This is a genomic window from Modestobacter sp. DSM 44400, assembly GCF_900107175.1.
Classification (GTDB): Bacteria; Actinomycetota; Actinomycetes; order Mycobacteriales; family Geodermatophilaceae; genus Modestobacter.
The window spans coordinates 1-10,218 of record NZ_FNOZ01000076.1; the positions used below are offsets into that span (position 1 = coordinate 1).

Sequence of the window (10,218 nt, forward strand, 5' to 3'; positions counted from 1 at the left end):
GACAAATACGCCACCACCTACCTCGGCGGTGTCCTCCTCGGCTGCATGATCATCCATCACCGCGTCCGCAGTTAGCAGACACGCTCTAGTCGAGGTCGATGAGCACGTGCTGGAGTCCTTGGTGCAGGCCGCGGTCGCCGATGCCGCACCCGACGAGGTGACCCCGCCGCTCACGCCCGGTCCAGAGTGGTCGTCGGACCGGGTCGACTGGCTCCGGCGGTTCCACCGCGACCGGCGGACCGGCGTGGACGGGCCGGCGGGCGAGGCGACCTGGGCGGTGGTTCTGGCCGGTTCGATCGTGGGGTCGGTGCGTCCCGAACGGGTCGCGCCGGGGGTCCTCGAGACCGGCGCCTGGCTGACGCTGGTGGCGCGCGGGATGGGAGTGGGAACACGGGCGCTCACCGCCGTCGTGGCGCAGGCAGCAGAGCTCGGTGCCATCGAGCTCCGCGCATGCACGACCCGGTCCAATGCACCGGCGCTCGCGGTGCTCCGGTCCGTCGGCTTCACCCTCGCCACTTTCGATTCCAGAGGAAGTGTCGACGCCCGGCTCCCGTTCTCCATCCCTGCGGGGGACGCTGGGCCCTATCGGCAAGGCGTCGGCCCCTGACAGCGCACCCGTAGCGCAGCGGCCGACGACCAGGTGCAGCGCTGTCACGCACGCCGGCTGACCGGAGCCGCCGTGGCGTGCGGTCGCTCAGGTGCCCGGACGAGGGAAGGCTGTCGAGATGGACGTCTCGCTGCTGTACGTCGAGGGCTGCCCCAACCTGCACGTCGCCGCCGAGCGGCTGCGCGAGGCGCTGGCGCGGGTCGGCCGCGGGGACGTGGAGGTGGCACACCGGGAGGTCCGCACACCCGACGAGGCCGACGCGCTCCAGTTCCGCGGTTCCCCCGCCGTCCTCTCGACGGCCGGGACGCCGTTCCGGACCTGGACGGCCCGGTCGGCCTGCCCTGCCGGGTCTACCGAACCGGCGACGGCGTGACTGGGTCGCCCACCGTCGAGCAACTGATCGCGGCGCTGCGATGAGATTCCTCGGACGGCGCGGGGCCGCCACCACCGAGCGCGTGACCTGCGGCTGCTGCGAGCGCGACCTGCCGCGGTCCGCGGTGCACGAGCTCGGCGGCACCCAGGGGGTGTTCCTCTGCCGGCGCTGCGCCGTCTGGGTGGCGGCGCGGATCGGCCGTGCGTAGCGGATCTGCACTCGGTGAGCGGCGGCACCGTGTTGGGTGCATGCGGTCACCGTCGCGCGGTACCACCCGCCGCATGTAGCAGGAAGTGCGCTGCTGGAGCTCTGCCGTTGTGGAGACCTGCGCCTCATCTTCTCGCTGGGCGGTTGCTGAGAACTGACTGTGGGCACCCGGCGCCCATGGCAACACACGATCGACCCACCACGACCAGCAGCGCGAACGCGCTTGCACACGACGACCGGGCCAAGCCCACTGGCGCCTACGTCGCCATCGCCGGCATCGTGGTCTTCCTCATCGCCACGTACCTGGACTGGGTGTCCACGACCGGCGAGGACCCCACCTCCGCGAGCGGCTACGAGGCCGACACGGTCATCGCCTTCACCGCCTTCCTGGGTGTCGGACTGGCCGCCGCCCTCCTCTACGCGCTGCAGCGTGCCCGCCGCCGCCAGCACCGCGGCCTGACCTTGACCACCATGGCCGCCGGCATCGCCGCGGTCCTGCTTGCCCTGGCCTACGTCTTCGACCCGCCCGGTGCCTTCGAGCGCGGCGCCGACCTGGAGACCGAGTTCGGTGCCTGGGTCGGGCTCGTCGGCGGCATCCTGTGGTCGGTGGGCGCGGGCCTGCTCGCCAAGGAGACCGAGGGCGACGACCACGTCGACCACCGGAGCGACGCGAGCCGTACCCGGTAAGAGCCGAACCCGGTAAGCAACACCACCCCGTTCGGTCCCGAGGCCGGCGCCGCCCCACCGGGCTGCGCCGGCCCTCGTGCTGTGTCCGTCCGGACGGTTCAGCCCCACGGCAGCAACCGCACCCGCGGCGGCCGAAGCAGGAGCAGCGGGTCGAGGTAGGTCGCCCCGCGTCGCAGCCCCCAGTGCAGGCATGCCTCGACCGGGCAGCCCGGATGACCGCTGGCCAGCACGCCCAGCGGCGACCCGCGGGCGACCGGCTGGCCGGCCGCGACGAGCGGCTGCACCGGCTCGTACGTCGTCCGCAGCCCGCCGGCATCGTCGACGCTCACCACCGGCCGGCCCGCGACCATGCCGGCGAAGGCGACCACCCCCGCCCCGGCCGCGAGCACGGGCTCACCGGCCACCCCGCGGAGGTCGACGCCGCGGTGCCCGGCCGCGTATGGCGCCGGCGGCGGGTCGAAGGGCCGGACGACGACGGGCACACCGGCCAGTGGCCACCCCCAGAGGGCGACCACCGGGACGGTGACCCCGGAGCGCGCCCCCACCGGCGGAGCGGCGGCCGCGGCGGGACAGCACCAGGCCAGCGCGACGAGAGTGAGCACGACGAACAGCCGGGGCCGGAGCACCTGCCGAGCGTGGCGCTGCGACCGTGCCGGGGGACTGTCGGACGGCGGTCTGTGGACCGTCGTCCCGGCTGGGGACGACCGGCGGCGAGAGGCTCCGGCGCCCGCGTATGCTGGCCCTGCGGTCCGCCTCCGGGTGGATCGACTTCGCGTGTCCCCTCCCCGCTCCTGCAGCGGGGCGGTCGCCACCTCGGTCCCGTCCTCGACGGGTCGGTGGCGCGGCAGGGACACCAGGGCGGTGCACCACCCGGTGCCCGCGTCAACCGAGAGCGGCCCGGCTTCGCAGCCGGCTGGCCGCGCGTGCACAGAGAGGCGGCGCCACGTGGCAGTCGTCAGCATGAAGAACCTGCTCGACAGCGGGGTCCACTTCGGGCACCAGACCCGTCGCTGGAACCCGAAGATGAAGCGCTTCATCTTCACCGAGCGCAACGGCATCTACATCATCGACATCCAGCAGACGCTGGGCTACATCGACCAGGCCTACGAATTCGTGAAGCAGACCGTGGCCCACGGCGGTTCGATCATGTTCATCGGCACCAAGCGCCAGGCCCAGGAGGCCATCGCCGAGCAGGCGACGCGCGTCGGGATGCCTTATGTCAACCAGCGCTGGCTGGGCGGCATGCTCACCAACTTCCAGACCGTGCACAAGAGGCTCCAGCGCATGAAGGAGCTCGAGGACCTCGAGCAGACCGGCGCGCTGGTCAGCCTGTCCAAGAAGGAGCAGCTGGTCCTCTCCCGCGAGAAGGCCAAGCTGGAGCGCTCCCTCGGCGGCATCCGCGACATGCAGAAGGTGCCCAGCGCCGTCTGGATCGTGGACACCAAGAAGGAGCACATCGCCGTCGGTGAGGCCCGCAAGCTGGGCATCCCGGTCGTCGCGATCCTGGACACCAACTGCGACCCCGACGAGGTCGACTACAAGATCCCGGGCAACGACGACGCCATCCGCAGCGCCGCCCTGCTCACCCGGGTGATCGCCGACGCCGTCGCCGACGGTCTGATGGCCCGCTCCGCGGCGCAGGCCAATGCCGGGCGCGCCGAGGGCGACGTCGAGGCCCCCGCGGCCGAGCCGCTGGCCGACTGGGAGCGCGAGCTGCTCACCGGTCAGGGCGACACCTCCGCTGCGCCGGTCGAGGCCGCGCCGGTCGAGGCCGCGCCGGTCGAGGCCGCTGCCCCCGCGCCGGTCGACGCCCCGGTCGAACCGGCCACCCTGCCGGAGATCCCGGCCGAGCCGCCCACGGTCACCGCGCACGAAGTCGCTCCCGTCGAGGGCGTCCCCGCCACCGGCGACATCCGGAGCACCCCGGAGGCCTGACCGGTCCCGCGCCGTTCCCCGCCCGCACCGTCGGGCGAGGAACGGCGCCGCCGCATGCCCGGCCCGGGCACCCCGAAGCCGCGCACCCGTCTCAGCATTCAGCACCACCAGACCAAGAGGAAGTGACATGCCTGCCTTCACCGCAGCCGACGTGAAGCGTCTCCGTGACGCCACCGGCGCCGGCATGATGGACTGCAAGAAGGCCCTCACCGAGGCCGACGGCGACTACGACAAGGCCGTCGAATTCCTGCGGGTCAAGGGCGCCAAGGACGTCGGCAAGCGCCTCGAGCGCTCGACGACCAACGGTGTCGTCGTCAGCCGCGATGGGGTCCTGCTCGAGCTCGACTGCGAGACCGACTTTGTCGCCAAGAACGCCGAGTTCGTGCAGCTCGCCGAGCGTCTGCTCGACGTCGTCCTGGCCGAGAAGCCCACCGACGTGCCGGCCCTGCTCGCCACCGAGGTCGACGGCCAGACCGTTGCCGCGCTGGTCGAGTCCGAGTCCGCGCGCATCGGCGAGAAGCTCGTCCTCTCGCGCCTCGCCGTCTTCGAGGGCACGACCGCTACCTACCTGCACAAGCGCGCCACCGACCTGCCGCCGGCCATCGGTGTCGCCGTGCAGTACTCCGGCGGCAGCGAGGACGCCGCGCGCAGCCTGGCGATGCACATCGCCGCGGCCCGCCCGCGCTACCTCACCCGCGAGGAGGTCCCGGCCGACGCGATCGAGACCGAGCGCCGGGTCGCCGAGCAGACGGCCAAGGAGGAGGGCAAGCCCGAGCAGGCGATCAGCAAGATCGTCGAAGGCCGGGTCAACGCCTACTTCAAGGACTTCGTCCTCTTCGAGCAGCCCTCGATCACCGAGCCGAAGCGGACCGTCAAGCAGGTCATCGCCGACGCCGGCCTGACCGTCGACAGCTTCGCCCGGTTCGAGATCGGCCAGGCCTGAGCCAGGCCCCGTTCCACCCACCGGCCCCGTCCCCCTTCCCGGGGACGGGGCCGGTGGCCTGTGCGGCTCCCGCGCGGCCCGCCGTCCCGTTCCGGGATGCGGCAGGATCGGCGCAGACCGCACCGACACTCAGACACCGACCCCAGGGACCCCAGTGACAGACACGCATGCGCCCGCCCACCATCAGGGGCTGCTGTCCGCGCCCACCGCCTTCGCCCCCGCCGACGGCCGCGGCTACCAGCGCGTGTTGCTCAAGCTCTCCGGCGAGGCCTTCGGTGGCGGCACGGTCGGCGTTGACTCCGGCATCGTGCACAGCATCGCCGAGCAGCTCGCCGAAGTCGTGCACGCCGGGACGCAGGTCGCCGTCGTCGTCGGTGGGGGCAACTTCTTCCGCGGCGCCGAGCTGGCCCATGCCGGCATGGACCGCCGGCACGCCGACTACATGGGGATGCTCGGCACGGTCATGAACGCGCTCGCGCTGCAGGCCTTCTGCGAGCAGGTCGGCCTGGAGACCCGGGTGCAGACGGCGATCACCATGGGGCAGGTCGCCGAGCCCTATATCCCGCGCAAGGCGGTCCGCCACCTGGAAAAGGGCCGGCTGGTCATCTTCGGCGCCGGCGCAGGCATGCCCTACTTCTCCACCGACACCGTCGCCGCCCAGCGGGCGCTGGAAATCGGCTGCCAGGTGCTGCTGATGGCCAAGAACGGAGTGGACGGCGTCTACGACGACGATCCACGCACCAATCCGGCGGCGACCATGTACGAGAACCTGGACTACGGCACCGTGCTGGCCAAGCAGCTCAAGGTGGCCGACGCGACGGCGATCAGCCTGTGCATGGACAACGAGATGCCCATCGTGGTGTTCAACCTGCTGAAGGACGGCAACATCGCACGGGCCGTCGCAGGTGAGAGGATCGGCACGCTGATCAGTCACCCGGCCTGAGCCCGGCGCGACCCTCGGCACGGTGTGGGTCCGGGTCGCCGGCCCGCCCGCACCCCGCACAGCTCTGAACCACCCACCGGCCACCGCGGCAGCACGCCGCCGCAAGGAGGAGAGAACGCCGTGATCGACGACACCCTGCTCGATGCCGAGGAGCGGATGGACAAGGCCCTGTCGGTCGCCCGCGAGGACCTCGGCTCCGTGCGGACCGGCCGCGCCGCCCCCTCCATGTTCAACAAGATCGTCGTGGACTACTACGGCGCGTTCACGCCGGTGCCGCAGATGGCCTCCATCTCGGTGCCCGAGGCGCGGATGGCGGTCATCAAGCCCTACGACATGACCCAGCTGCAGGCAATCGAGCGGGCGATCCGCGACTCCGACCTCGGCGTCAACCCCACCAATGACGGCTCGATCATCCGCGTGGTCTTCCCGCAGCTGACCGAGGATCGCCGCCGCGACCTGGTGAAGGTGGCCCGGTCCAAGGGCGAGGACGCCAAGGTGGCGATCCGCAACATCCGCCGGCGGTCGAAGGAAGAGCTCGATCGCATCTCCAAGGACGGCGAGGCAGGCGAGGACGACGTGCGCCGTGCGGAGAAGGAGCTCGACGACCTCACCTCCGCCCATGTCGCGCTCATCGACGAGGCGATGAAGAACAAGGAAGCCGAGCTGCTGGACGTCTGAGCCGACGCACGCCGCAGCCGATGGCCCGCACCCGCCCGTCCCCCGAGCCTGCGCACCGGGGCCCTGACAGCGGTCCCCTGCGCAGGGTCACGCCTCCGCCGTTGCCTCCGCGGAGTGCCCCGGACACCGCGGCGCTGCCCGTCGTCGGCACGCCGCCGCAGGCGCCGCCGACGTCCGGCCGGACCCGACGGGAATCGGCCGACGACCAGGACGATGGCTGGTTCGCCGCCGCCGCAGACGACCAGGACGGCGACCAGGACGACTCGGCCGGCGATCCAAAGGGCGATCCGAAGGGCGATCCGAAGGGCGATCCGAAGGGCGATCCGGCTTCCTGGAGCGGCGAGGACCCGGGCGATCCCCCGCTGACCGCTCTTCCGGATGCCCCAGGCGCCGAGGCCACCGGCGAGGAGGTGCTGGACGTCCCCGGCGGGCCACCGGCCACAGCCAGCACCGGCCGGGCCGGTCGCAACATGGCCGCGGCGATCAGCGTCGGTCTCGGGCTCGGCGCGGTCATCATCCTCACCCTGGTCGTCTGGCGCCCGGTATTCCTGGTGGTGCTCACCGCCGCCGTACTGATCAGCGTGGTCGAGCTCAGTCGGGCCCTGGCCACGGGCGGTTACCGTCCGGCCCTGCCGCCCCTGGTCGTCGGCTCGCTGGCGATCGTCGCGCTGGCGTGGACCCGGGGCCCCACCGGCCTGGTCGTCGCCTTCCTGCTCACCGTCTTCGCCGTCCTGCTCTGGCGGCTCGGCGACGGGCCGGTCGGTTATCTGCGCGACGCCTCCGCGGCAGTCTTCGTCGCCCTCTACGTCCCGCTGCTGGCCGGCTTCGCGGTGCTGTTGCTGGTCCCCGACGACGGCGTCGCCCGGGTGCTCACCTTCATCGGCGCAGTCGTCTGCAGTGACGTCGGGGGGTTCGCCGCCGGCGTGCTGGCCGGCAAGCACCCGCTGGCGAAGTCGGTCAGCCCGAAGAAGTCCTGGGAGGGGCTGGGCGGCTCGGTGGCGGCCTGCGTGCTCATCGGCACCCTGCTGGTCACCCTCACCTTCCACGGCCCGTGGTGGGGCGGCGTCCTGTTCGGGGTGGTAATGGCGCTTACGGCCACCCTGGGTGACCTGGGGGAGTCGCTGGTCAAGCGCGACCTGGCGATCAAGGACATGGGCCACCTGTTGCCCGGCCATGGCGGCCTGATGGATCGGATGGACTCCCTGCTGCCCTCGGCGGCGGTCGCCTACCTGGTGCTGTCGGTCGTCGCCCCGGTCTGATCGACGGGGCGGGCGACGTCCCAGCTGTGGTCCACTACGGCGAAGCCCCGCCGGGCGTACCACTCCCGCGGCCAGTCGAGCGCCGCGGCGTCCAGCACCACGAGGTCGCAGCCGGCGCGGGTGGCCTCGAGCAGCGCCTGGTCGAGTACGGCGTTGGCGTACCCGCGCCCCCGGGCGACCGGGTCGGTGAGGACCGACTCGACCGCGGCCGTCGCGCCGTCCACCCGCAGCTGACCGACGGCGACCACGTCGCCGTCCACCCGGACGGCGAGGTCGACGACCCGCGCCACCCAGTCGTTGCGGTGCTCACGACCCACCAACTGACCGACCACCTCGTCCAGGTCGTCGACCGTGCCGGCGAGCTGGCGCCGCCACCCGGACTCCCACAGCCCGTGCACCGCGACCTGAGGCACGACCTCGGCCACCGGCCCGCCGGCGGGCTGGGGTGCGGCGCCGTCCAGCCAGCGGGCCATCACCACGGCCACGGAGACCACCCAGCCCCGCCGCTGGAGCTCCTCGGCGACCGGACCCGCGTCCGGCCCCATCAGCGTGGCCGCCCGGTCGGGCCAGCCGGCCTCGGCGGCCAGCGCCGCGGTGGCCGACTCGACCGTGTCGGCGCCGCCGGCGCCGGTGAACAGCAGCCGGTTGTCGGTGCGGGAGTGCGGGAACGCCGGCTCGAGGACGGCGAAACCGCCGGCCAGGTCGCGCACCTCGGCGGCCCGGCGGGTCGGCAGTGAGAGCGCCAGCGCGCGGGCCCGGGCCGCGGCGTCGCCGGGGGAGGGCAGCTCGGTGACCACCGTCGGTCGCCACGGCACCACGGCCACGACCGCAGTCGTGGGAAGTGGCCCGTAGAGGTGCGGGAAGCGCATCGACGTCGGGTCGCCGGGCACGCCCGGCTCGAGGCGCACGGGCGCGGCCAGCCGGGCTGGGTCGACGACCAGCGCGACGACGTCCCGCCGGCCGGGGAACAGCCGCTCCGCGGGCAGGTGCGCCTGCGCGGGCGTGGACAGGTGCACGAAGCCGACCTCGGCGAGCGACGGTGGGGTCAGGGCGCCGGTGTCGAGCGCCGTCCGCCACTCGGCCGGGGTCGTCAGGTGGAGCAGTACCGCGTCGTCCATGGCCTCAGCCTTCCCCAGGGTCGGCGGAGGGCCGGGCGTGGCAGCATCCCGTCCGTGGCGGAGGAGGTAGAGCGGGGCCCGACGGAGTGGGGCGAGGCGCCCGTCGGGGTGGGCCCGTGGCCCGGTCCGTGGCCGGCCGACGCCCGCTACGACCGCGAGTTGCTGGCCGGCGGGGACCGCCGCAACGTCGTCGACGGGTACCGCTACTGGACCCTCGATGCGATCGTCGCCGACCTCAACCGCCGGCGTCACCCCTTCCACGTCGCCATCGAGAACTTCGGGCACGATCTGAACATCGGGACCGTCGTGCGCACCGCCAACGCCTTCCTGGCAGCCGAGGTGCACATCCTCGGCCGTCGCCGCTGGAATCGCCGGGGGGCGATGGTCACCGACAGGTACCAGCACCTCCGGCACCACGCGGACGCCGCGGCGTTGGGGGAGCACGCTAGGCAGCGGCGTCTCGTCGTGGTTGCCGTGGACAACGGGCCGGGCGCCGTTCCCCTGGAGACCGTGGACCTGCCCCGGGAGTGCGTCCTGCTCTTCGGCCAGGAGGGGCCCGGGCTCACGCCCGCGGCGCGGGCGGCGGCCGGCTTGACCGTGTCCATCTCGCAGTTCGGGTCGACCCGCTCGCTCAACGCCGGTGTCGCGGCCGGGATCGCCATGCACGCCTGGATCCGGCAGCACGCCGAGCTGTCCCGCGCCGAGCCGTGACGAAGTGTGACGACTCAGCGCATGAGCGTTGGTCGATCTCCTCGTCGAGCCTGGCCGGGGCGACCCATCTGCCCAGGCAGCATGACCCGGCTGGGTCCGGTCGCCTGGGTCTCGGTCACGTCGGTGACCGGCAGGACGACCGCCCAGGGAGGAGCGGCCGTGGCAACGGGAACGCAGTCCGCGCCCGGGTCGGCAACCGACGGCGCGCCGCCGGCCGCACCTGCGGACGCCCCGGATCACGCCGCCGAGCCGGCCCTCTGGGACGAGGCGTGGCTGCCCCGCTGGCTGGCTGCTGACGAGGTCGACGGGGACGACCAGGCAGGTGCCGACCCGAAGACCGAGCGCGATCCAGAGCCAGAGCCAGAGCCGGCCGAGCAGCCCGCCGACGGCCATTCCGTCGAGGACGTCTCCGGCGCTCCAGCGGACCCGCTCCCGATTAGAGCGTGTCTGCCAAAGATTGGCGGGTTGGTGGGCGACGCTGGACGAATGTTGCGTACCGACGAGATCCCGGACGAGTTGTGGGAGTTGATCCAGCCGGTGCTGCCTGCCGGCGGTCATCAGGGCCGGCCGTGGAATGACCACCGACTGACGCTCGAGGCGATCATCTGGCGGTACCGCACCGGGTCGCCGTGGCGTGACCTGCCCGATCACTTCGGCGCGTGGCAATCGGTGTGGGAACGCCACCGTCGCTGGTCTGACGACGGCACCTACGTGCGGATGTTCGCCGCGGTGCGCGCCGCAGCCCCTGAGCGCGATG

13 protein-coding genes are annotated in these 10,218 nt (G+C 72.7%); 11 read left to right on the forward strand and 2 right to left on the reverse strand.

What is annotated here, in order from left to right; all coding sequences use genetic code 11:
• The first annotated feature begins 106 nt into the window (after positions 1-106).
• The 4 genes from BLW04_RS23285 (at position 107) to BLW04_RS23295 (ending at position 1,874) form a co-directional block, all read left to right on the forward strand.
• Positions 107-607, forward strand: a complete 501-nt coding sequence (locus tag BLW04_RS23285; RefSeq protein WP_217631230.1) for a GNAT family N-acetyltransferase — start codon at positions 107-109, stop codon at positions 605-607.
• A gap of 91 nt (positions 608-698) precedes the next feature.
• Positions 699-980 (forward strand): thioredoxin family protein, encoded by a 282-nt coding sequence (locus tag BLW04_RS23290; RefSeq protein ID WP_254781910.1) that lies wholly within the window; start codon positions 699-701, stop codon positions 978-980.
• 40 nt (positions 981-1,020) lie between these two features.
• Complete coding sequence (locus BLW04_RS27125; RefSeq protein ID WP_175484243.1) at positions 1,021-1,188, forward strand: hypothetical protein; 168 nt, start codon at positions 1,021-1,023, stop codon at positions 1,186-1,188.
• Positions 1,189-1,364: 176 nt separating this feature from the next.
• Positions 1,365-1,874, forward strand: a complete 510-nt coding sequence (locus BLW04_RS23295; RefSeq protein ID WP_091547857.1) for a hypothetical protein — start codon at positions 1,365-1,367, stop codon at positions 1,872-1,874.
• A 98-nt stretch (positions 1,875-1,972) separates the two neighbouring features.
• On the opposite strand, the gene BLW04_RS28875 is transcribed toward BLW04_RS23295, so the two are convergent.
• On the reverse strand, positions 1,973-2,500 hold the full coding sequence (locus BLW04_RS28875; RefSeq protein ID WP_254781911.1) for a peptidoglycan DD-metalloendopeptidase family protein: 528 nt from the start codon (positions 2,498-2,500) through the stop codon (positions 1,973-1,975).
• 319 nt (positions 2,501-2,819) lie between these two features.
• On the opposite strand from BLW04_RS28875, the gene rpsB reads away from it, so the two are divergent.
• The 5 genes from rpsB to BLW04_RS23325 all read left to right on the forward strand — a co-directional run bounded on the left by rpsB (position 2,820) and on the right by BLW04_RS23325 (position 7,632).
• Entirely contained in the window at positions 2,820-3,809 is a 990-nt protein-coding gene (rpsB, locus tag BLW04_RS23305) for a 30S ribosomal protein S2 (RefSeq protein ID WP_091547858.1), read from the forward strand.
• Between the two features lie 127 nt (positions 3,810-3,936).
• Complete coding sequence (tsf, locus tag BLW04_RS23310; RefSeq protein ID WP_091547859.1) at positions 3,937-4,752, forward strand: translation elongation factor Ts; 816 nt, start codon at positions 3,937-3,939, stop codon at positions 4,750-4,752.
• Positions 4,753-4,945: 193 nt separating this feature from the next.
• The gene (pyrH, locus tag BLW04_RS23315) at positions 4,946-5,695 is read left to right on the forward strand and encodes a UMP kinase (protein WP_091547864.1); all 750 of its coding nucleotides are present in this window, start codon (positions 4,946-4,948) and stop codon (positions 5,693-5,695) included.
• A gap of 120 nt (positions 5,696-5,815) precedes the next feature.
• A complete protein-coding gene (frr, locus tag BLW04_RS23320) occupies positions 5,816-6,373 on the forward strand; it encodes a ribosome recycling factor (RefSeq protein ID WP_091547860.1) in 558 nt (185 codons plus the stop codon).
• Between the two features lie 101 nt (positions 6,374-6,474).
• Positions 6,475-7,632, forward strand: a complete 1,158-nt coding sequence (locus BLW04_RS23325; protein ID WP_254781912.1) for a phosphatidate cytidylyltransferase — start codon at positions 6,475-6,477, stop codon at positions 7,630-7,632.
• On the opposite strand, the gene BLW04_RS23330 is transcribed toward BLW04_RS23325, so the two are convergent.
• Positions 7,599-8,750, reverse strand: a complete 1,152-nt coding sequence (locus BLW04_RS23330; protein ID WP_091547862.1) for a GNAT family N-acetyltransferase — start codon at positions 8,748-8,750, stop codon at positions 7,599-7,601. The two genes, BLW04_RS23325 and BLW04_RS23330, sit on opposite strands and share 34 nt — an antisense overlap.
• Before the next feature lie 54 nt (positions 8,751-8,804).
• Between BLW04_RS23330 and BLW04_RS23335 the strand changes: the two genes are divergently transcribed.
• Together BLW04_RS23335 and BLW04_RS27825 are read left to right on the forward strand one after the other, a co-directional pair.
• Positions 8,805-9,461: a TrmH family RNA methyltransferase gene (locus tag BLW04_RS23335; RefSeq protein ID WP_217631231.1), complete on the forward strand. Its 657-nt coding sequence runs from the start codon at positions 8,805-8,807 to the stop codon at positions 9,459-9,461.
• Between the two features lie 486 nt (positions 9,462-9,947).
• Positions 9,948-10,218 (forward strand): transposase (locus BLW04_RS27825; protein ID WP_217631232.1); only part of this gene is annotated, 271 nt, incomplete at its 3' end.